Below are 21760 nucleotides of genomic sequence, written 5' to 3'. Positions count from 1 at the left end.
CTTGACGGGCGCGGGGGCGGCCGGATCAGGCGAAGCGCGCGCGGATGAACGCGCCCACGTCGGCGAGCTCGGCCTGCCCCACTCCGTGCGCCACGCCCTCGTAGACCCTCGCGTCGAGCGCGGTGTGCCCGGGGAACCAGGCCGCGGCGTCCGACACGAGCTCCACCGGGATCACGGTGTCGAGCGTCCCGCGCCCCCAGAACACGTGCGGGCGCTCCCGCACCAGGCGGGCGTCCGCCTCGTCGCCGGGGACGGCCGGCACGACGAAGCCCGACAGGGCGACGGCGAAGGCGAACCTCTCGGGTGCGCGGCGCAGGAGCTGGACGGCGAGGGCGGCTCCCTGCGAGAACCCGAGCAGACCGACCGGGCCCGGGTGGTCGAGGGCGTCCAGCCACTCCAGGACGCCCCGCGTCGCCGCCTCGACCGCCACGGGATCCGCCCGCGGCTCCTCGGGATCCAGGGGCACGCGGAGCGGCCACCACGCGTTCGCCCCGCCGCCGAGGGCGAGCGGAGCGCGCAGCGACGCGAGCACGGGCTCCAGCGGCAGGTACACGCCGAGCGAGAACAGATCGCCCTCGTGCGAGCCGTAGCCGTGCAGCAGGACGAGGAGGGGACGCCCGGTCCGGTCCTTCTCGGACGAGGACCACAGCACCGCGTTCGGATCGATTCCCATCGCACCATCATCGTCCAGCGCACCGTCGCGCCCGCCGCCGAAACCGGACGGACATGAACGTCGGGTAAGAATGGGCCTATGAGCGTGCGCACCCCTGACCCGAACTCCGGGTGGCTGTCCGATGACGAACTCGCCGACATCCGCCGCCGGCTCCCGCTCCTGTACGTGGAGGCGGTGCCCGTGCGCGTGGACGGCCTCGGCCAGGTGACGGAGGTGGGGGTCCTGCTCCGCGCGACCCCGTCGGGCCAGATCACCCGCACCATCGTGTCCGGCCGGGTGATGTACGGAGAGACGCTGCGCGACGCGCTCTTCCGCCACCTCGAGAAGGACCTCGGGCCGATGGCGTTCCCGCTGCTGCCCGCGAGCCCCCTGCCGTTCCACGTCGCGGAGTACTTCCCGATGCCGGGGATGGGCCCCTTCACCGACGAGCGGCAGCACGCGGTGTCCCTCGCCTACGTCGTCCCGGTCACCGGCACCTGCGATCCGCGCCAGGACGCCCTCGAGCTGACGTGGATGACCCCCGACGAGGCCTCCTCCGACGCCGTCTCCGCCGAGATGGAGGGCGGGCGCGGGGCGCTGGTGCGCGCCGCTCTCGCCTCGGTCGGGCGCCTGCGCTGAGTTCTCTGGTGAGCCGCGAGGCGGCTCACCGCGGTCGGCTGGGTCGGATGGCGGGGTCGCGTGGAGCGTCGCGCGTTCCGCCTAGCGCGATTCGGCTGTGCCCTCTTGTGGGCCGCGGGGCGGCCCACCGCAGTCGGCTGGCCGAGGTGGCCGCGTCCCGCAGAGCGTCGCGCGTTCTGCCTAGCGCGATTCGGCTGTGCCCTCTTGTGGGCGGCGGGGCGGCCCACCGCGGTCGGCTGGCCGAGGTGGCCGCGTCCCGCAGAGCGTCATGCGTTCTGCCTAGCGCGATTCGGCTGTGCCGTCTTGTGGGCCGCGGAGCGGCCCACCGCAGTTGGCTCGGCGAGGTGGCCGCGTCCCGTAGAGCGTCGCGCGTTCCACCTAGCGCGATTCGCTGGAACGCGAATCACGCGTTCGGCTTCGCCGCGCGTGCACGGTGTCGGCCGGGTCGGGGAGGCTGCCGCGTCTTCCGATGGCGTCTGCAACCGAGGGCGAGGTCTCGCGTCGGCCGGTTCCGGGACGTTCGCCGGGGTTGAGCCTCGGTCCAGCGCGCGACTGCTCCTGACGGGACGCGAAAAGGCCGGGTGGGCCTGGAACGACTGATGTCGTCCGAGTCCCACCCGGCCTTCTGTACTCGACCCCGCGCAGGCCTGCCGAGGGTTCCTCGGCAGACCAGCCGACACCTCGCGAGGCGAACGGCCGATTCGCGTGCGAGCGAATCGGCCTAGCCGTTCGCAACACGCTCTGCGGATCGCAACCACGCGGTCTGCCGACCGCGGCGCGCCGCTACGCGGCGCGCAAACGAACTCAGCCCTGCGCGCGACGGCCGCCGCGGCGCTCGCCACCGGCGGGAGCCGAGGACGAGGCGCCGCCGGTGGCGGTGCTGTAGAACGAGCGCGAGCCGCCGCCGGTCGAGGCCGCTCCTGCGGTGCGACCGCGGCCGCCGGTGCGCGCCGCCGCGGGCTCCGCCCTCGGACGAGCTGCGCTCGCGACGGGGACGGTCGGAGGCGGGGCCGCCGAGCGCTCGCCGCGGCCGCCGCGGGGGCTGCGCCGCCCTCGGTGCGCGCGACGCGCTTGCGCTGAGCGTTGGCGCCCTGCGAGCGTCCGCCCTGCGACTGGCCGCGGGCGGGCTCGACGACCGCGGTCGGCGTCACGTAGGCCGCGACGTCTCCGACGAGCTTCGAGACCGCGGCCGAGTCGGCCGTGACCTGCTGCGGGGTGACCTGGATGGCGGCCTTGCGCAGGAGCGTCTTCACGTCGCCGCGCTGCGTGGGCAGCACGACCGTGACGACGTCGCCCTCGCTGCCGGCGCGGGCGGTGCGGCCCGAGCGGTGCAGGTACGCCTTGTGCTCCATGGGCGGGTCGACGTGGATCACGAGCTCGACGTCGTCGACGTGCACTCCGCGGGCGGCGACGTCGGTCGCGACGAGCACCTTGACGGTGCCGGCGCCGAATGCGGCGAGGTTGCGGTCGCGGGCGACCTGCGAGAGGTTGCCGTGCAGGTCGACCGCCGGGATGCCCTGGCCGGTCAGCTGCTTGGCGAGCTTCTTCGCGTGGTGCTTGGTGCGCATGAAGAGGATGCGGCGACCGGTGCCCGACGCGAGGGTCTTCACGAGGGCGTTCTTGGAGTCGAGACCGTCGACCTCGAAGACGTGGTGGGTCATCAGAGCGACGGGCGAGTTGGCCTCGTCGACCGAGTGGAGCACCTCGTTCTGCAGGTACTTCTTGACGAGCTTGTCCACGCCGTTGTCGAGCGTGGCCGAGAACAGGAGGCGCTGGCCGCCGCGGGGGGTCTTGTCGAGGATGCGCGTGACGACGGGGAGGAAGCCCAGGTCGGCCATGTGGTCGGCCTCGTCGAGGACGGTGATCTCGACGGCGTCGAGGTTCACGAAGCCCTGCTTCATGAGGTCCTCGAGGCGGCCGGGGCAGGCCACGACGATGTCGACGCCCTGCTTGAGGGCCGCGACCTGGCGCTGCTGCGAGACGCCGCCGAAGATCGTGGTGGTGACGATGCCGTACGCGTCGGCGAGGGGCTGCATCGCGGCGGTGATCTGCGTGGCGAGCTCACGGGTCGGCGCGAGGACGAGTCCGAGCGGGCGGCCCGGGCGGCGGCGGCCGCCGGCGAGCGATCCGCCGAGGCGGGCGATCATCGGGATCGAGAAGGCGAGGGTCTTGCCCGAGCCGGTCTTGCCGCGGCCGAGGACGTCGCGGCCGTTGAGGGTGTCGGGGAGGGTGTCCACCTGGATGGGGAACGGCTCCGTGATGCCGCTCGCGGTGAGCGCGGCGACGAGAGGGGCGGGAGTGCCGAGGGCACTGAAGGAGGGGATGGTCGACATGCGGTGGTGCCTTTCGGGCATCAATGTCGATCGAGGTCCGCGGCGGCGGTGGCCGGGGGCGCGGATGATCGACGTTCGGGCGAAGGTGACGGTGGTCACATCCGTTCGCCGTACGAAGCGGTGCGCGCGGCCGGGGGCCTCATGCACGTGCGCCAGATGATCGGGAGGGTGAGTCCTCGACTTCTCAGAGTCCTCGGATTCGGGAGAATCCTCAGCGGACAAGGGGCGTTCTACGACGCGGGGGAGCGCAGTCTTCGCGCTCGCACCCTCCCACCCTAGTGGGTCCCGATCCATCCCCGCATGGCGGACTGCACGCGCGACCCGTCGACGTCGGCCAGCTTCAGCCCGGCGAACTCCCTCGCCCAGTCCGAGGTCTGCACGCGGAACGGCGCCTCGGCGGCCCGCAGCACCTGCAGCACCACCGCGGCGACGTCGCCGGGATCCTGCGCGCTGCTGGAGGAGAAGGCGGAGGCGGTGCGGTCGAGGTACGAGCCCAGCGCGGAGGCGTAGGGGCCCGCCTGGGCGACCATCGCGTGGACGTCGATCCCGACGTTCTCGACGAAGCTGCTGCGCACGGCTCCCGGCTCGATCAGCGAGACCTGCACGCCGACGGCGCGGGCGACCGGCGCGAGGGCCTCGAAGAAGCCCTCGATCGCGAACTTCGCCGCGCAGTAGTCCTCGTTGAACGGCTGGCCGATGACGCCTCCGACGCTCGAGACCGTGACGATGCGCCCGCGCGAGGAGCGCAGCATCGGCATCGCCGCCCGCGTCACGGCGACGGTCCCGAAGAAGTTGACCTCCATGACCCGGCGCAGCTCCTCCGGGTCCTCGAGCTCGACCGTGCCGATGTGCCCGGCTCCGGCGTTGTTCACGAGCGCGTCGAGCCCGCCGTGCGCGCTCTCGACGTGGGCGAGGCACGCGGCGACGGAGTCGGTGTCGGTCACGTCGAGCGCCACCACGTCGAGCTCGACCCGCGCCTCCTCGGCGGCGGCCCGGAGGCCGTCGGCGCGCGAGGTGTCGCGGACCGTGGCGACCACGCTCCAGCCCGAGCGGGCGGCCTCGATCGCCGTCGCGCGTCCGATCCCGGTCGAGGTGCCGGTGAGGAGGAGGACGGGTCGGGGCATGCTGGTTCCTGCTTTCCGGCGCGGACGGCGCGCCGCCCGGAGGCTATCGGCCGCGCCTCCGAGCCCGCTCAGGAGCCGGTGTCAGCCCTTGTAGCGCTCCCCGACCGGCACCTCGACCGCGAGCGTGTTCCCCGGCTGCGCGAGCGGGCACGCCCACGCGGGGTCGTAGGCGCACGACGGGTTGTAGGCGAAGTTGAAGTCGAGCACGAGGGTCGAGGGCGTGGCTCCCGGCCCGAGGTCGGCGCCCTTGACCGTGTCCAGGAGGTAGCGACCGCCGCCGTAGGTCCCGCCGGGCCGACCCGCCAGAGCGTCCTTCACCGGCAGGAAGAGGCCGCCGCCGTAGGAGGCGAGCCGCCAGACGTCCAGCGTCCCGGCGTCGGGCACGGCGACGGTGCCGACGAGCTCGAACGGCACCGTGCCGTCGGTCCCGGTGTCCACGTCCATCCGCTGCGCCTCCTCGGCGGGCTCGACCTCGAGCTCGAACCGCCACGCCGCGTCGTACGGGGCGACCGGCAGCGAGCGGAAGTTCGCCCGGTCGGCCGGGAGCAGCGGAGTCGAGGGGTGGCGGGCGAACAGGGCGTTGCGGCCGCGGATCCACGAGGAGTGCGCGGCGAGCAGGTCGATGTTCGAGAGCCTGCGCACCTCCGCGTAGAGCGCCTGCACGTGGCGGCGCCAGTCGGCGACCTCGACGGCGGAGGCGAGGCGCCGGCGCGGCGAGACGTCGTCGTCCTCCGTCTCCTCCTCGCCCGAGGGCCAGCGGAAGCGCAGGAGCTCGCTCCGCGACAGCTCGATCGCGTCCTCCTCGGTGCCGCTCATTCCGCCGCCTCCCCTCGGGGGCGTGCATCGGCTCCGAGATCGAGCCGCCAGCTGGGCGCCAGCGCCCGGATGCGGATGCCCCGCCACTGCCAGAAGGCCCACATCGAGGGCCACACCGCGAGGGAGGCGATTCCCGCGTCGAACTCGAGCCGGTCGCGGAACAGCGTGCGCCCGTCGGGCAGCGGCGCGACCGCCATCCGGTGGTCCCACGCCGTGATCAGCCGGAGCGCACCCGAGAGCGGCGCTCCGTTGTCGCGGAGGATCCGCACGTCCGGCATCGACGGCACCCTGCGGTAGGAGAGGTCGATCTCCTGCGCGCCCATCGGCACGATCCCGAGGGCGTCCATCGCGACGTCGTGCGGGCCGAGGCCCCAGGTCGGACGGAAGCCGCCCTCGTCGAGCGAGGCCGCGGTCAGCAGGGGGGACATCACCTCGCGGAACACGGCGGGACTCTGCAGCGCGCGCCACGCGGAGTCGGGATCGGTGTCGAGCACGTGCTTCAGCATCACCTTCACGGGAGCCATCCTCCTCCGCCGGACGCCGGGCGGGAACCGGGTGCGCCGGACGGCGGGGACGTGTAGGAGCCCGGCCGGTCGGTAGCGTGGCGGGGTGACCGACGCGCCCTCCGCCTTCGACCAGGCGAGCTATCAGATCCGCTTCGACTGGGGAGCGCGCGCCGTGCGCACGCTCGCCCCCTCGCACATCACGGTGGTGGTCGACGCCCTCCCCGGAGGAGTCGAGCTCGACGTCTCGGGCGTCGAGGGGCACCTGGTGCGCGCCGGCCTCGTCGATCGCACCGCCGTCGCCCGCTGGGTGCTCGAGCGCCAGCACGAGAACGGCGGCCGCACCAGCGTGAACGTGATCGCCGTCGGCGACGTCGACGCCGCGGGGGAGCCGCGGTTCGCGATGGAGGACCAGCTCGCGGCCGGGGCGCTGATCGACGCGCTCATCGGTCTCGGGATCGATCACGTCTCGCCCGACGCGGCCGTCGCCTCCGCGTCCTACGAGGGCCTGCGCCGTGCGTGCGGGCACCTGCTGTCGGCGTCCGCCTCCGGTCGCCTGCTGACGGCCGCGGGTCGCGGCGACGCCGTGCGGGAGGCGGCGCGCGTCGACTCGGTCGACCGCGTCACCGTGCTGCGCTGACGCGGGGAGGCCTCCCCCGGATCGCACCGGCATTCGCCGATCGCACAAGCCCCGCGCACGAGCTCTCGGGCGGCGTAGCGTCTCCCGAGGGCGGAGCCCCGCCCGATCCGAGCACGCGACCGAAAGCAGATCCGCATGAAAGCCGTCCTCAACGACGTCGTCCTCGCCGACGCGCCCGACTCCGACCTGATCTCGATCGAGGGCAACTGGTACTTCCCGCCCTCGAGCGTCACGAGCGATCTGCTCGAGCCGAGCGACACCCCGTACACCTGCCCGTGGAAGGGCGAGTGCCAGTACTTCTCCGTGAAGTCCGGCGACGGCCTGCTCAAGGACCGCGCCTGGTCGTACCCGCACCCCTACCCGACCGCGTTCGACCGCGTCGGCAAGGACTTCTCGGGCTACGTCGCCTTCTGGAAGGAGGTGGAGGTCGTCGGCTGACGACCTACACCCCCGCGGCGCGCCTGCGGTGCGCCCGCACCTTCGCCCGGTTCCCGCAGCGCTGCATCGAGCACCAGCGGCGGGAACCGGCGCGCGAGGTGTCGAGGTAGAGCATCCGGCAGTCCTCGGCGTCGCAGCGGCGCAGCCGCCCCGCGCCCGCGCCGCCCAGCAGCGCGACCGCCTCGCGGGCGATGCTCGAGAGCGCCTGGCGGCCGTTCGCGCTCGAGCGGCCGGCCTGGCGCGACCCGCCGGGCAGCGACGGCGGGATGTCGGGCATCGCCGCGAAGAGGTTCACGACGTCGACGTCCGAGGGCTGGGCCGGCTCCGACGCCTCCGCGGCGATCGCGAGCCGCGCCACCGCCTCGCGCAGCATCAGCGCATCCGCGAGCCGGCCGCCCTCGCCGACGCCCTCGAAGCGCTCCCGGAGCCAGGCGGCCAGCGCATCGTCCGACCCCAGCCGCTCCCCGGGCGCGCCGCGCATCGGCCCGGTGTACGCGAAGTCGAGCGCCGGGCTCCCGGAGTCGAACCACCAGCGGCGTCCGTCGGCCTCCTCGAGCCACTGCCCGGTCGGCGGCGTCACCCGAGGTCCGGCGCGGGGACGACCCGTCGCCGCCACTGGATCTCGTTCGCCGTGTCGAAGCGCCGGGCGCACCGCCCGCAGGCGAGCGGACGGCTCGGGCGGCGGTGCCGGTAGAAGAGGTGCCCGCTCGGGCAGCTGCCGACCCACGGCGCCAGCTCGTCGGCGGTCCGGTTGCTGTGCGTGCGCGTCCCCGTGTAGCCGAGGCGGGAGGCGGTCCGCCGCCACTCGGCGCCGTGCCCGGCCTTCGGCCCGGCCAGCGCGTGCGCGATCTCGTGGAGGAGGGTCTGCCGCACCTCCTCGTCGCTCCAGCGCGCGGCGAGGTGGCGTGACACCGTGATCCGGCGGTCGCTCCAGTGGCAGGCGCCGGCGCGGGTGCGCGCGTGGTCGAAGGCGAAGCTCCAAGAGGAGTCCAGGTGGGCGGCGAGCAGCTCGTCGGCCCACGCGGCGACCTGCTGGAGCTCAGCCACGCGACTCGTCCGGTCTCAGGACTCGTCGCCGTCGGCGCGCCGACGTCCGCGCAGGACGCCGTCGGCGCGGGGGCCGCGGGTCGACTCGTCCTGGAACTCGGTCGCGGCGGCGAAGCCGAGGCGCGCGACCTCGAGCTCCTCCTCCGGGACGCCGACCCGCTCGCCCAGGGCGGTGGCCGCGTCGAAGTCGCGGGCCGCGCGGGCGTACTCGCCGAGCTCGAAGAGGGTGAGCCCGCGGTGCTTCAGCGCGAGGGAGTGCTCGAGGTGCCACTCGTGGGTCCGCGCCTCCTCGACGCAGAGCGCGAGCTCCGAGAGGGCCTCGTCGGTGCGTCCGCGCAGCTGCATGAGCCGGGCGCGCCGCACCCGTGCCGAGAGCAGCTCCGCGCGGTCGCCCGAGAAGCGGGTCCGGCGGACGGCCTCGGTGGCGACCTCCCAGGCCTCGTCCACGCGGTCGAGGAGGCGCAGCAGCTCGGCCTTCTCGGTGAGGGCCGCGAGGCTTCGCAGCGCGCCGATCTCCTCGAGGCGCTGCTGGGCGGCGTCGACGTCGATCTCCTCGCGGAGGGTCGCGGGGTCATGGCGGATGATGATGCTCAGGGCGATGCTTCCTCGAGGAGGGCGGATCCTGATCGTCGCGGACGACGGGGACAGGAGGGGCGCTGACCCCCGGTCCAGTTTACGGGCACGCTCGGCGCCTGACGCGGCTGCGCTCAGCCCCGGCGCACCTGGAACACGCTGCGCGCCGGCAGCGGCGACGCGGTGGCGGTGTCGTCGGTGACGACGGAGGCGCCGGCCACGAAGTTCTCGAGCTCGCGCCCCTGCACCAGCTTCGAGGGCGCGGGGTCGGAGGCGAGCCGCCGCGGCAGGCCGTCCACCGGCAGCGCCGAGGGCGAGGCCAGCATCACGACGTTGCCGAAGCGCTTGGCCTTCAGCATCTGCGTGTCCGTCATGATCGCGACGTGCGCGAAGACCGACGAGAGGGTCGCCGCCTGCGCGCGGGCGAAGGCGAGCGCGCCACCGTCGGCCACGTTCACCGCGACCACGCCGTCCGGTGCGAGCAGCGGAGCGATCTCGCGGTAGAACTCGGCGCTCGTCACGTGCGCGGGCGTGCGCGCGCCCGAGAAGATGTCGACCACCACCACGTCGACGGTGCCGCGCAGACCCGGCGGCAGCTTGCCGAGCACCTCGCGGGCGTCGCCCTGGCGGATGCGGATCTGCGCCCCGCGGGGCAGCGGCACCGCCTCGCGGACGAGATCGACGAGCGCGGTCTCGATCTCGACGACCTGCTGCCGTGAGCCCGGCCGGGTCGCCGCGACGTAGCGGGGGAGGGTGAGGGCGCCGGCCCCGAGGTGCAGCGCGGTGAGGGGCGCGCCCTCGTCGGCGAGCAGGTCGATCGCGTGGCCGATGCGGCGCACGTACTCGAACGAGAGGTGCGTCGGATCGGCGAGGTCCACGTGCGACTGCGGAGTGCCGTCGACGACGAGCGTCACCGCGTCGGTCGAGTGCCGGTCGGGCTCGACCTGCGCGAGGAACCCGCTGTCGAGGACGGCGCGGGGATGCGCGGAGTCGTCTCCGCGTCGGCGTCCGGTGCGTTCCTGCATCGCACCAGTCTGCCCGGTGCCCGGGGGAGCGGTGCTCGTCGGCCGTGGGCCGTATACCGGACCATCGCACCGCGCGCAAGGATCAGCACTTGCGCGTCGCCACCCGATGCGCCTATATTTGTACTTTGCGCTCCCGAGTACCCATGCCGTCATATTGCGGTCGGCAGGTCACCGGAACCCGGCATCAGATGGTGGATGCCGTTGCCACACTCTAGCCCCCGCCCCGAAGACCGCGTCGAACCGGTCCCCACGGCGTTCCCGGCGGTGTCGGCCCGCCCGGCGGGAGCCCACTCCACACATCCCACAGATTGAGACCCGCGAGGGTCTACGGAGGTTCCTTCCTTGGCTGCTGCGCCCAACGCAACCACCACCTCACCCAAGAACGGACGCGGAGCCTCGCGTCTCTCGTTCGCCAAGATCAGCGACACCCTGACGGTTCCGGATCTGCTCGCTCTGCAGACCGAGAGCTTCGACTGGCTCGTCGGCTCGGAGGCGTGGAAGACCCGCGTCGCCGAGGCGAAGGCCGCCGGCCGGGAGGACCTCCCCGCCAACTCCGGTCTGGACGAGATCTTCGAGGAGATCTCCCCGATCGAGGACCTCAGCGAGACGATGCAGCTGAGCTTCACGAACCCGTACCTCGAGCCCGAGAAGTACACGATCGAGGAGTGCAAGGAGCGCGGCAAGACCTACGCGGCTCCCCTCTACGTCGAGGCCGAGTTCATGAACCACCTCACGGGTGAGATCAAGACCCAGACGGTCTTCATGGGCGACTTCCCTCTCATGACCGAGAAGGGCACGTTCATCATCAACGGCACCGAGCGTGTCGTCGTGTCCCAGCTCGTCCGCAGCCCCGGCGTCTACTTCGAGCGCCAGCAGGAGAAGACGTCCGACAAGGACATCTACTCGGCGCGCGTCATCCCGAGCCGCGGTGCGTGGCTCGAGTTCGAGATCGACAAGCGCGACCAGGTCGGCGTCCGCATCGACCGCAAGCGCAAGCAGTCGGTCACCGTCTTCCTCAAGGCCCTCGGCCTGACGAGCGAGGAGATCCTCGAGCAGTTCGCCGGCTACGAGTCGATCGAGCTGACGCTCGAGAAGGACAACATCCTCACCAAGGAGGACGCTCTCCGCGACATCTACCGCAAGCTCCGTCCGGGCGAGCAGGTCGCCGCCGAGGCCGCCCGCGCGCTGCTGGACAACTTCTACTTCAACTCCAAGCGCTACGACCTCGCGAAGGTCGGCCGCTACAAGATCAACCGCAAGCTCGGCATCGACAAGGCGCTGTCCGACTCCGTGCTGACGGTCGAGGACATCATCGCGACCATCAAGTACCTGGTCGCGCTGCACGACGGCCGCACCACCCTCCCGGGTGTCCGCGACGCCGCGCCGGTCGAGCTCCGCCTCGACGTGGACGACATCGACCACTTCGGCAACCGCCGCATCCGCGCGGTCGGCGAGCTGATCCAGAACCAGGTCCGCACCGGTCTGTCCCGCATGGAGCGCGTCGTCCGCGAGCGCATGACCACGCAGGACATCGAGGCGATCACGCCGCAGACCCTGATCAACGTCCGCCCCGTCGTGGCCGCGATCAAGGAGTTCTTCGGAACGTCGCAGCTGTCGCAGTTCATGGACCAGAACAACCCGCTCGCGGGTCTGACCCACAAGCGCCGCCTCTCGGCGCTCGGCCCCGGCGGTCTGTCGCGCGAGCGCGCCGGCGTCGAGGTCCGCGACGTCCACCCGTCGCACTACGGCCGCATGTGCCCGATCGAGACCCCTGAAGGCCCGAACATCGGTCTGATCGGCTCGCTCGCGTCCTTCGCGCGCATCAACTCGTTCGGCTTCATCGAGACCCCGTACCGCAAGGTCGTCGCGGGTCGCGTCACGACGCAGATCGACTACCTCACCGCCTCCGAGGAGGACGAGTACCTGGTCGCCCAGGCGAACGCTCCCCTCACCCCCGACTTCCACTTCGCCGAGGGCAAGGTGCTGGTCCGCCCCAAGGGCGGAGAGGTCGAGCTCGTCGACGCCGACCGCGTCGACTACATGGACGTCTCCCCGCGCCAGATGGTGTCGGTCGCGACCTCGCTGATCCCGTTCCTCGAGCACGACGACGCGAACCGCGCGCTCATGGGTGCGAACATGCAGCGTCAGGCCGTCCCGCTGCTGCGCAGCGAGTCGCCCGTCGTCGGAACCGGCATGGAGGGCTTCGCGGCCATCGACGCCGGCGACGTCATCACGGCCGACAAGGCCGGCGTGGTCCAGGAGGTCTCCGCCGACTCCGTCACCGTCCAGCTGGACGAGGGCGGCACGCAGACCTACTTCCTGCGCAAGTTCGACCGCTCCAACCAGGGCACCTCGTACAACAACCGCGTGGTCGTCTCGGCCGGCGAGCGCCTCGAGGTCGGCGAGATCGTCGCCGACGGCCCCGCCACCGAGAACGGCGAGCTCGCGCTCGGCAAGAACCTGCTCGTCGCGTTCATGCCGTGGGAGGGTCACAACTTCGAGGACGCGATCATCCTCAGCCAGAACCTGGTGAAGGACGACGTCCTCTCCTCGATCCACATCGAGGAGTACGAGGTCGACGCCCGCGACACCAAGCTCGGCAAGGAGGAGATCACCCGCGACCTCCCCAACGTCAGCCCGGAGCTCCTGGCCGACCTGGACGAGCGCGGCATCATCCGCATCGGCGCCGAGGTCCGCCCCGGCGACATCCTCGTCGGCAAGGTCACGCCCAAGGGCGAGACCGAGCTCTCGGCCGAGGAGCGCCTGCTCCGCGCGATCTTCAACGAGAAGAGCCGCGAGGTCCGCGACACGTCGCTGAAGGTGCCCCACGGCGAGCAGGGCACGATCATCGGCGTCAAGGTGTTCGACGCGCAGGACGGCGACGACGAGCTCGGCTCGGGCGTCAACCAGCGCGTGGTCGTCTACATCGCCCAGAAGCGCAAGATCACCGAGGGTGACAAGCTCGCCGGCCGCCACGGCAACAAGGGCGTCATCTCGAAGATCCTGCCGGTCGAGGACATGCCGTTCCTCGCCGACGGCACCCCGGTCGACATCGTCCTCAACCCGCTCGGCGTCCCCGGCCGCATGAACTTCGGCCAGGTCCTCGAGATCCACCTCGGGTGGATCGCGAAGCAGGGCTGGAAGGTCGACGGATCGCCCGAGTGGGCCGCGCGCCTGCCCGAGCACGCCCGCGAGGCGGCGCCCGGCACCAAGGTCGCGACCCCCGTCTTCGACGGCGCGGCGGAGGAGGAGCTCGCAGGGCTCCTCGACTCCACCACCCCGACCCGCGACGGAGAGCGCCTCATCGGCTCCTCCGGCAAGACGCAGCTGTTCGACGGCCGCTCGGGAGAGCCCTTCCCGGACCCGGTCTCGGTCGGCTACATGTACATCCTGAAGCTGCACCACCTCGTCGACGACAAGATCCACGCGCGCTCGACGGGCCCGTACTCGATGATCACCCAGCAGCCGCTCGGTGGTAAGGCGCAGTTCGGTGGACAGCGCTTCGGCGAGATGGAGGTGTGGGCCCTCGAGGCCTACGGTGCCGCCTACGCGCTGCAGGAGCTCCTCACCATCAAGTCGGACGACATCCTCGGCCGCGTGAAGGTGTACGAGGCCATCGTCAAGGGTGAGAACATCCAGGAGCCGGGCATCCCGGAGTCCTTCAAGGTGCTCATCAAGGAGATGCAGTCGCTGTGCCTGAACGTCGAGGTCCTCTCGGCCGACGGCACCGCGGTCAGCCTGCGCGACACCGATGACGAGGTCTACCGCGCCGCGGAAGAGCTCGGCATCAACATCTCCTCCCGGTTCGAGTCGTCCTCCGTCGACGACATCTGATCCGCGCCAGCCTCCGACGATCTCCCGTCTCTGACGAGACACCCTGTTTTCCGACAAGGAGAAAACATTGCTCGACGTAACAACTTTTGACGAGCTGCGCATCGGCCTCGCGACGGCCGATGACATCCGTCGCTGGTCGCACGGTGAAGTCAAGAAGCCCGAGACCATCAACTACCGCACCCTCAAGCCCGAGAAGGACGGTCTGTTCGGCGAGCAGATCTTCGGACCCTCGCGCGACTGGGAGTGCTCCTGCGGCAAGTACAAGCGTGTCCGCTTCAAGGGCATCGTCTGCGAGCGCTGCGGCGTCGAGGTCACCAAGTCCTCGGTCCGCCGCGAGCGGATGGGCCACATCGAGCTCGCCGCGCCCGTCACCCACATCTGGTATTTCAAGGGCGTCCCCTCGCGCCTCGGATACCTGCTCGACATGGCGCCGAAGGACCTCGAGAAGGTCATCTACTTCGCGGCGTACATGATCATCGATGTCGACGACGACGGCCGTCACGCCGACATGCCCGGCCTCGAGAACGAGCTCCGGCTCGAGATCAAGACCCTCTCGGACCAGCGCGACTCCCGCATCGCGGACCGCCTGGCGCGCCTCGAGACCGACCTCGCCGCCCTCGAGGCGGAAGGCGCGAAGAGCGACCAGAAGCGCCGCACCAAGGACGGCGCCGAGAAGGAGATGGGCCAGATCCGCAAGTCCTTCGACGAGGACATCGCGCGGCTCGAGAGCGTGTGGGAGCAGTTCCGCACCCTGAAGGTCGGCGACCTCAAGCCCGAGGACGCGGTCTTCAACGAGCTCGTCGACCGGTACGGCGTCTACTTCGAGGCCTACATGGGTGCCGAGGCGATCAAGAAGCGCCTCGAGCAGTTCGACCTCCAGGCCGAGGCCGAGACGCTGCACCTGCAGATCGCCGAGGGCAAGGGTCAGAAGAAGATCCGCGCCATCAAGCGCCTGCGCGTCGTCAACTCGTTCCTGGCGACCGGCAACTCGCCGGCCGCGATGGTCCTCGACGTGGTCCCGGTCATCCCGCCGGAGCTGCGCCCGATGGTCCAGCTCGACGGTGGCCGCTTCGCCACCTCCGACCTGAACGACCTCTACCGCCGCGTCATCAACCGCAACAACCGTCTCCGCCGCCTGCTCGACCTCGGTGCCCCCGAGATCATCGTGAACAACGAGAAGCGCATGCTCCAGGAGGCGGTCGACGCCCTCTTCGACAACGGCCGCCGCGGCCGTCCCGTCACCGGTACCGGCAACCGCGCCCTCAAGTCCCTGAGTGACATGCTCAAGGGAAAGCAGGGTCGCTTCCGCCAGAACCTGCTGGGCAAGCGCGTCGACTACTCGGGCCGCTCGGTCATCATCGTCGGCCCGCAGCTCAAGCTGCACCAGTGCGGTCTGCCCAAGCAGATGGCGCTGGAGCTGTTCAAGCCGTTCGTCATCAAGCGCCTGATCGATCTGTCGCACGCGCAGAACATCAAGGCCGCCAAGCGCATGGTCGAGCGTTCGCGCCCGCAGGTGTGGGACGTGCTCGAGGAGATCATCCGCGAGCGCCCCGTGCTGCTGAACCGCGCGCCGACGCTGCACCGACTCGGCATCCAGGCCTTCGAGCCCCAGCTGGTCGAGGGCAAGGCGATCCAGCTGCACCCGCTCGTCTGCGCCGCGTTCAACGCGGACTTCGACGGCGACCAGATGGCCGTCCACCTGCCGCTGTCCGTCGAGGCCCAGGCCGAGGCGCGCATCCTGATGCTCGCGTCGAACAACATCCTGAAGCCCTCCGACGGCCGTCCGGTCACCCTGCCCACGCAGGACATGATCATCGGCCTCCACCACCTGACGACCATCCGCGAGGGTGCCGCCGGTGAGGGACGCGCGTTCTCCTCAGTCTCCGAGGCGATCCTCGCGAAGGACCAGGGCTCGCTGCACCTGAACTCGAAGGTGAAGATCCGCATGTCGGAGGTCTTCTTCGCCCAGGGTCAGGCTCCCGAGGGCGTCGAGATCGACGAGAACGGCAAGGTCACCGCGCCGATCCTGCTCGACACGACGCTCGGCCGCGCGCTCTTCAACGAGGCGCTGCCGGTCGACTACCCCTACTTCGAGCAGGTCGCCGACAAGACGACCATCTCCGGGATCGTCAACGACCTCGCGGAGCGCTACCCGAAGGTGGAGGTCGCGGCCTCGCTCGACCGCATCAAGGACGCCGGCTTCTACTGGGCCACGCGCTCCGGAGTCACCGTCGCCCTGTCGGACATCCTCACGCCGCCGTCGAAGCCGCAGATCATCGCGGGCTACGAGAAGCGCGCGGCGAAGGTCGAGTCGGAGTTCGAGAAGGGTCTGATCACCCAGCCCGAGCGTCGCCAGGAGCTCGTGAAGGTCTGGACCGAGGCGACCGACGAGGTCGCCAAGGCCATGCGCGCGAACTTCCCGACCGACAACACCATCAACCGCATGGTCACCTCCGGTGCCCGCGGTAACTGGCTGCAGGTGCGCAACATCGCCGGTATGCGCGGTCTGGTGAACAACCCGAAGGGCGAGATCATCGCCCGACCGATCATCTCCTCGTACCGCGAGGGCCTGTCGGTCGCCGAGTACTTCATCGCCACGCACGGTGCCCGCAAGGGTCTGGCCGACACCGCGCTCCGCACCGCGGACTCGGGCTACCTGACGCGTCGACTCGTCGACGTCTCGCAGGACGTCATCATCCGCGAGGACGACTGCGGCACCTCGAAGGGCCTCGATCTGCCGATCATGCTCCAGGACGCCACCGGCGCCTGGTCGCAGGACTCGAACGTCGAGAACTCCGTCTACGCCCGCTCGCTCGCCACCCCGGCGACGAACGAGGCCGGCGAGGTCATCGCCGAGGCCGGCGAGGACGTGGGCGACGTGCTCATCGAGAAGCTGGTCGGAGCCGAGGTGCGCCACATCAAGGTGCGCTCGGTCCTCACCTGCGAGTCCGCCGTCGGCGTCTGCGCGGCCTGCTACGGCCGCTCGCTCGCCACCGGCAAGCTCGTCGACATCGGAGAGGCCGTCGGCATCATCGCGGCCCAGTCGATCGGCGAGCCCGGCACGCAGCTCACGATGCGCACCTTCCACACCGGTGGATCGGCCTCGGCCGACGACATCACGCAGGGTCTGCCCCGCGTGCAGGAGCTCTTCGAGGCCCGCACCCCCAAGGGTGCGTCGCCGATCGCGGAGGCCGCCGGTCGCATCACGATCGAGGACACCGACCGTGCCCGCCGCGTCATCCTCCAGCCGGACAACGGCGACGAGGCGGTCATCTACCCGGTGCTCAAGCGCTCGCAGCTCCTCGTCGAGGACGGCCAGAGCGTCGTGCTCGGGCAGCAGCTGCACGTCGGAACGGTCGACCCCAAGGAGGTCCTGCGCGTGCTGGGCGTCCGCGAGGTCCAGAAGCACCTGGTCGGCGGCGTCCAGGGCGTCTACCGCTCGCAGGGTGTGCCGATCCACGACAAGCACATCGAGGTCATCGTCCGTCAGATGCTCCGCAAGGTCACCGTCGTCGACCACGGGGACACCGACCTGCTCCCCGGTGAGCTCGTCGACCGCTCGCGCTACAGCGACGTCAACCGCGCCGCTCTGACCGAGGGCAAGCGCACCGCCTCGGCCCGTCAGGAGGTCATGGGAATCACCAAGGCGTCGCTGGCGACCGAGTCGTGGCTGTCGGCCGCGTCCTTCCAGGAGACCACCCGCGTCCTGACGCAGGCGGCCATGGAGGGCAAGCGCGACCCGCTGGTGGGCCTGAAGGAGAACGTGATCATCGGAAAGCTGATCCCGGCCGGTACCGGTCTCCCGAAGTACCGCAACGTGTCGGTCGAGGCGACGGAGGAGGCGAAGGCCGAGCGGTACCCCAACCGCATCTTCGCCGACGACGCCGCGTTCAGCGACGCCGACCTGTCGTTCGTCGACTTCGACTCGTTCTCGAGCGACGGTTACGAGCCCGGCAACTACAGCTGAGCTCGCTGACCTGACACGAAGGCCCCGCCGGGACACCGGCGGGGCCTTCGTCGTTCGCGCGAGCGGGTCCGCTCCCCTGCTGAGGACGCCCTTACTGGGGGTGATCCATTCGTCGTGTATGCTCCGAGCGCAGTCTCGGGGGTGCTTGACTCGACAGGCGCTCGCCGGGCCGGTACCCCGTCCGTCCCGCCGGAATCGCAGCGGTGAGGAAACGCGCGGATGAGATTCGTGGTCGTCGTGCTGGCCGCACTTCTCGCGGTGGCCGGTGCCGTCGTCGTGCCCGCGAGCCCCGCGGCGGCCGTGACCGCGACCCCGCCCGCCTCCTGCGGGGTGGCGGAGCTGGCTCCGGTGCTCGCCGACGACGACGTCGACTCCGTCGCGACGGCCTCGGTCGTGCCGATCATCGTCCTGCACGGCTGGCTGGGCACCGCCACTCACGACGAGGGGCGCACGGGCGCCTTCTCGCACCTGGTCGACCTGATCGCCCCGAACGGCGTGGACGAGCCGGTCACGACGTCGCAGCGCTCGATGATCGGGACGCTGCAGGAGATCCCGGGCAGCGCCGTCTACACCTTCGACTACCGCGACCTGGCCGCCCGCTGGGTCACCGACCCGGGGATCGCCGACGCGCTCGCCTCCTCGCTCGACTGCCTGACGAGGGCGACCGGGAACCGCGCGATCATCGTCGCGCACTCGATGGGCGGTCTCGCGGCTCGTCAGGCGCTCAGTCAGAGCGTCGACGGTGTTCCCGTGGAGTCGATGGTGTCGGACGTCATCACCTTCGGCACGCCCAACACCGGATCCGACCTCGCCGCGCGGCTCGGCGAGATCATCGACTCCTCCGGGGCCGTCAGCCCCGCCGTCGTCGCGGGCCTCGAGCCGCAGAGCCGCCTCGGCCTCTCGGCGCTGCTCGCCTCGTGCGGCGAGGCCGCCTCCGAGGACGCCTCGAAGGCGGGGGAGTGCACCGGGATGCCCATGATCGACGCGCTCTCCTCGCAGGCGGGCGTCGCGATGCGCACGGGATCGATCGAGCTCGGCGACCTCCCGCCGTGGCCCGCGAGCATCCACGTCGTCGCCCTCGCGGGCGACATCAAGGTCTCGGTCGCCGCCGTCCTGGGCACGCGCGTCGGCGTGGTCGACCTGGGCGACATCATCGTCGCGAACCAGTCGGCCGAGGCGGGCGTCGACGAGTACTACGTCTCGACCTGCCGCTACACGCTGCTGTCGATGCCCGACGTGCCCTCGCTCGTCGCCGAGCTGAACCCGCTGGCCCGGCTCGGAGACGCGCTGCGCTTCTCGGCGATGGTCGTCGCGATCGACGCGAGCCCGTGCCACCACGCGAAGCTCATGCGCAACGTCGAGCTCGCCGGACACGCCGGTGCCGAGGCGGCGTCCGCCGTCGCGGCCACGCTCGCGCTCCCGAGGCCCGGCGCGGTCGAGGCCCCGGCGCTGCGGCACCTGCCGCTCTCGGACGACGTGCGCCGGCGGCCGCTGCGCTGATCCGCCCTCGCCCGACTACGAGACACAGTGTCTCCAGCTTTGACCTCGCGGGTGATCCGTCCTACGGTCGAAGAGGCCGATGGGGCGGCCGCCTGGGGGACAGGCAGCGCGGCCCGCGCGGCTCTCGAGCCGACCGCGGGCCGCGCCCGTCATCCCTGCGTCCTGCGCGAGCCTCCGCTCGCGCTACGCTCCCAGGAGCGAGGCCGTGCCGAACCGGCCTCCGTGCACCGCCTGCCGGAGACCGCATGAGCCAGAGCACCGCCCCGACCGATCCCCCGCGACGCCCGTCGCGCCTGAGCCGGGAGCAGGTCAGAGCCCGGCTCCTCGATGCGGCGCTGAGAGTGGTCCGCACCGAGGGACTCCGCGTGGGGGTCTCGCACCTCGCGCTCGAGGACGTCATCCGCGCAGCCGACGTCCCGCGGAGCACGGTCTACCGGATCTGGCCGACGCGTCAGGCGTTCTACGACGAGCTCGTCGCCGTGATCCCCGAGAAGATCCTCTCGACCCGGCTCGACCAGCCCGCGCTCACGGTCGGCGACTCCTACCTCCACCGTCACGTCGGCGAGTCCGTGTCGCCGGAGCGGCAGCGCGAGGTCCTCGTCGAGTCGGTCGGGGTGGCGATCAGCGTGAACTACGAGAACACCTTCGCGTCGCAGCACTGGCGCAATTTCGTCGCCCTCGCCGGTTCGGTGGAGTCCTACGACGAACCGGCCCGCACCGCGATATCGGAGGCGCTGCGCAAGCGCCAGGTCCACTTCATCGACAACATGGCGAAGTACTACGAGCACACCTTCTCGGAGCTGGGACTGCGGGTCCGGCCGGGGCTGGGCGGCTACGCCGTGCTCGCCTCGGCGATCTCGTCGTACATCGAGGGGCTGTGCGTCGCCCGGATCGCGGCGCCCGAGCTGGTCACCGGCCCCCTGAGCGGCGAGGGTTCGCCCTCACTGGTCGTCGCCGGCGTCATGATGCTGATCGACGGCTTCACCGAGCAGGTCCCCGCCGACTAGTCGGCGACCGGCTCGAGCATCCCCTCGACGATCGATCGGATCGTGTAGGCGGCGAGGTGCCACGGCACCGGCTCCCCGTCGAGTCCGGGCGCGAGCACGACCGAGTCCAGCTCGTCGCCGATCAGCCGGCCGCGGTGCGCGAGCCCGTCGATGACGATCGAGGTCAGGTGGGCGAGCTGGAGGGTCGAGAAGCCGGGTCTGAGGGTGCCGCTGAAGGTCTCGAGCGTCTCCTCGTAGAAGCCCTGCATGCGGTGCGTCAGCATCGACTCGATCCGTCGCGCGGTCGCCTGCACGGCCTCGCGGGCCGGCCCCTCCTCCATCGAGAACGTGCAGGCCAGCAGCGCGTTGTACGACGACCAGTCGACGGAGCGGCGCAGCGTCTCGACGTTCGAGTTCGCACCGATCCGGATCATCTCCCTCGCGACCGCGCGGCGTCCCGTCGCCGTCGCCATGCGGTCGGCGTGGCGCTGGTAGACCTCACGCATCACGTCCACGGCGTCCGGGTCCGCGCCGTCCGCGAAGCGGTCCCGCACGAACACCTCGCCGATGAGGTCGGCGACGAACTCCTCGCGCGTGCTCCAGATCCGGTAGACGGAGCTGCGCGGCACTCCCGCGAGGCGGATGTACTCCTCCATCGGGAGGTGCGCGAACCCGACGGTGAGGCCGTTGACGGCGATCACCTCGCGCGCGGCGGCGATCATGCGGGTGCGCACCTGGTCGGCGGGGATCCGCTTGGCGCGCGGGAGTCGGGCCTCGTCTTCGTCCATGGTGAGAAGGAGACTAATCCTCCGTGCACGGCGGCGCACCGGTGACCGGCGGCGATCGCGCTCCCGGGACACCCGTCACTTCGGGACTTAATGTCCAGAATCTCCCCACGACGGGTGATGCTTCGGTACGGTCCCACCGGGGGCGGACCCGAACCGCGCCCACGAGGGGTCACCGTGCCGGACAACGAGCGGTTCGCTCTGACCGTCGTCGACGGTCTCTCCATCGAGCGCGCAGCGCTTCTCGCGCTGCTCTCCGCCGCGCTCCCGCAGTTCCCTGCGGCCGACGAGGCGTCCTCCGACGCGGACACCGTCGCGCTCGTCGATCTCGATCGCGTGGCGCCCGACGAGGTGACGGCGACCCTCGCCGAGCTGACGAGCCGCTACCGCGGGGTCGTCGCGCTCTCGGCCTCGAACGCGCTCGAGTCGATCAGAGCGGTCCTCCGCTCCGACTGCGCGGCCTTCGTCTGGAAGGGGGACGACCCGGGCGAGCTCGTCGCGGCGATCGTCTCCGTCGGCTCCGGGCGGCCGTGGATCTCGGAGACGGCGCGCCGCCGCTTCCTGTCGGCGGGTGCGGACCGCAGGCCGGTCCTCAGCCCGCAGGAGAGCCGCGTGATGCGCTCGTACGGTGCCGGCGCGGCAGTGAAGACCGTCGCGCTCGAGATGCGGATCGCCGAGCACACGGTCCGCACCTACATCAAGCGGATCAAGACGAAGTACCTCGAGGCCGGCGTGACCCTCGAGTCACGGGTCGACTTCTACCGCCACCTCGACGGTCACGACGTCGCCCGCCGGAACGGCGGCGACCGGATGCGGTCCGCGCTGAAGGAGCCGGTCGGCCACCAGGGCGGCGACACCGCCGCGTGACGCGAGGAGGATCGCGTTCCCCGCGCTCCTG

Annotated in this window: 18 protein-coding genes; 8 read left to right on the top strand and 10 right to left on the bottom strand. The window is 71.2% G+C overall.

The features are described 5' to 3' along the window. Nucleotides 1–25: 25 nt before the first annotated feature. Nucleotides 26–673 (bottom strand): alpha/beta hydrolase-fold protein, encoded by a 648-nt coding sequence (locus GSU68_RS13910; protein ID WP_159909254.1) that lies wholly within the window; start codon nt 671–673, stop codon nt 26–28. A gap of 78 nt (nt 674–751) precedes the next feature. Here GSU68_RS13910 and GSU68_RS13905 point away from each other — a divergent pair, with 78 nt between their 5' ends. Further along, the gene (locus GSU68_RS13905) at nt 752–1291 is read left to right on the top strand and encodes an NUDIX hydrolase family protein (RefSeq protein WP_085474994.1); all 540 of its coding nucleotides are present in this window, start codon (nt 752–754) and stop codon (nt 1289–1291) included. 266 nt (nt 1292–1557) lie between these two features. Here the strand turns inward: GSU68_RS13905 and GSU68_RS19890 are convergent, their stop codons facing one another. From GSU68_RS19890 to GSU68_RS13885, 4 genes are all read right to left on the bottom strand, one after another. After that, a complete protein-coding gene (locus GSU68_RS19890; RefSeq protein ID WP_244259284.1) occupies nt 1558–3624 on the bottom strand; it encodes a DEAD/DEAH box helicase in 2067 nt (688 codons plus the stop codon). A gap of 275 nt (nt 3625–3899) precedes the next feature. Next, a complete protein-coding gene (locus GSU68_RS13895; protein ID WP_159909252.1) occupies nt 3900–4748 on the bottom strand; it encodes an SDR family oxidoreductase in 849 nt (282 codons plus the stop codon). Nucleotides 4749–4829: 81 nt separating this feature from the next. Continuing rightward, nucleotides 4830–5564 (bottom strand): DUF1684 domain-containing protein, encoded by a 735-nt coding sequence (locus GSU68_RS13890; RefSeq protein WP_159909250.1) that lies wholly within the window; start codon nt 5562–5564, stop codon nt 4830–4832. Then, entirely contained in the window at nt 5561–6070 is a 510-nt protein-coding gene (locus tag GSU68_RS13885) for a hypothetical protein (protein WP_235021794.1), read from the bottom strand. Before GSU68_RS13885 ends, GSU68_RS13890 begins: the two co-directional genes overlap by 4 nt. 103 nt (nt 6071–6173) lie before the next feature. Between GSU68_RS13885 and GSU68_RS13880 the strand changes: the two genes are divergently transcribed. Both GSU68_RS13880 and GSU68_RS13875 read left to right on the top strand, forming a co-directional pair. Further along, nucleotides 6174–6707 carry a 2-phosphosulfolactate phosphatase gene (locus GSU68_RS13880; protein ID WP_159909248.1) on the top strand — a complete coding sequence of 178 codons (534 nt, stop codon included), beginning with the start codon at nt 6174–6176 and terminating at the stop codon, nt 6705–6707. Between the two features lie 135 nt (nt 6708–6842). After that, nucleotides 6843–7145, top strand: a complete 303-nt coding sequence (locus GSU68_RS13875; protein ID WP_159909246.1) for a DUF427 domain-containing protein — start codon at nt 6843–6845, stop codon at nt 7143–7145. A gap of 4 nt (nt 7146–7149) precedes the next feature. On the opposite strand, the gene GSU68_RS13870 is transcribed toward GSU68_RS13875, so the two are convergent. The 4 genes from GSU68_RS13870 to GSU68_RS13855 all read right to left on the bottom strand — a co-directional run bounded on the left by GSU68_RS13870 (nt 7150) and on the right by GSU68_RS13855 (nt 9790). Continuing rightward, on the bottom strand, nt 7150–7725 hold the full coding sequence (locus GSU68_RS13870) for a CGNR zinc finger domain-containing protein (protein ID WP_244259283.1): 576 nt from the start codon (nt 7723–7725) through the stop codon (nt 7150–7152). Beyond that, on the bottom strand, nt 7722–8192 hold the full coding sequence (locus GSU68_RS13865; RefSeq protein ID WP_159909244.1) for a SprT-like domain-containing protein: 471 nt from the start codon (nt 8190–8192) through the stop codon (nt 7722–7724). The genes GSU68_RS13870 and GSU68_RS13865 overlap by 4 nt, the downstream gene beginning before the upstream one ends. 15 nt (nt 8193–8207) lie before the next feature. Then, nucleotides 8208–8639: a hypothetical protein gene (locus tag GSU68_RS13860; protein ID WP_208544573.1), complete on the bottom strand. Its 432-nt coding sequence runs from the start codon at nt 8637–8639 to the stop codon at nt 8208–8210. A gap of 260 nt (nt 8640–8899) precedes the next feature. Then, the gene (locus GSU68_RS13855; protein ID WP_159909242.1) at nt 8900–9790 is read right to left on the bottom strand and encodes a fused MFS/spermidine synthase; all 891 of its coding nucleotides are present in this window, start codon (nt 9788–9790) and stop codon (nt 8900–8902) included. Nucleotides 9791–10132: 342 nt separating this feature from the next. On the opposite strand from GSU68_RS13855, the gene rpoB reads away from it, so the two are divergent. The 4 genes from rpoB (at nt 10133) to GSU68_RS13835 (ending at nt 20098) form a co-directional block, all read left to right on the top strand. Then, the gene (gene rpoB, locus GSU68_RS13850; RefSeq protein ID WP_159909240.1) at nt 10133–13624 is read left to right on the top strand and encodes a DNA-directed RNA polymerase subunit beta; all 3492 of its coding nucleotides are present in this window, start codon (nt 10133–10135) and stop codon (nt 13622–13624) included. Nucleotides 13625–13691: 67 nt separating this feature from the next. After that, nucleotides 13692–17591 (top strand): DNA-directed RNA polymerase subunit beta', encoded by a 3900-nt coding sequence (locus GSU68_RS13845; protein ID WP_159909238.1) that lies wholly within the window; start codon nt 13692–13694, stop codon nt 17589–17591. Between the two features lie 219 nt (nt 17592–17810). Then, on the top strand, nt 17811–19091 hold the full coding sequence (locus GSU68_RS13840) for a hypothetical protein (protein WP_159909236.1): 1281 nt from the start codon (nt 17811–17813) through the stop codon (nt 19089–19091). A gap of 245 nt (nt 19092–19336) precedes the next feature. After that, nucleotides 19337–20098: a hypothetical protein gene (locus tag GSU68_RS13835; RefSeq protein WP_159909234.1), complete on the top strand. Its 762-nt coding sequence runs from the start codon at nt 19337–19339 to the stop codon at nt 20096–20098. On the opposite strand, the gene GSU68_RS13830 is transcribed toward GSU68_RS13835, so the two are convergent. Next, nucleotides 20095–20865 carry a hypothetical protein gene (locus tag GSU68_RS13830; RefSeq protein ID WP_159909232.1) on the bottom strand — a complete coding sequence of 257 codons (771 nt, stop codon included), beginning with the start codon at nt 20863–20865 and terminating at the stop codon, nt 20095–20097. The genes GSU68_RS13835 and GSU68_RS13830 overlap by 4 nt on opposite strands. Before the next feature lie 174 nt (nt 20866–21039). On the opposite strand from GSU68_RS13830, the gene GSU68_RS13825 reads away from it, so the two are divergent. Beyond that, nucleotides 21040–21729, top strand: coding sequence for a LuxR C-terminal-related transcriptional regulator (locus GSU68_RS13825; RefSeq protein ID WP_159909230.1), 690 nt, complete (start codon nt 21040–21042; stop codon nt 21727–21729). The last annotated feature ends 31 nt before the right edge of the window (nt 21730–21760 follow it).

Origin of the sequence: Rathayibacter sp. VKM Ac-2759, assembly GCF_009834225.1 — a bacterium.
In the GTDB taxonomy this organism is placed as follows: domain Bacteria; phylum Actinomycetota; class Actinomycetes; order Actinomycetales; family Microbacteriaceae; genus Rathayibacter.
Note: the sequence above shows the minus strand (reverse complement) of the source record. Positions and strands in the feature narration are given on the sequence as shown.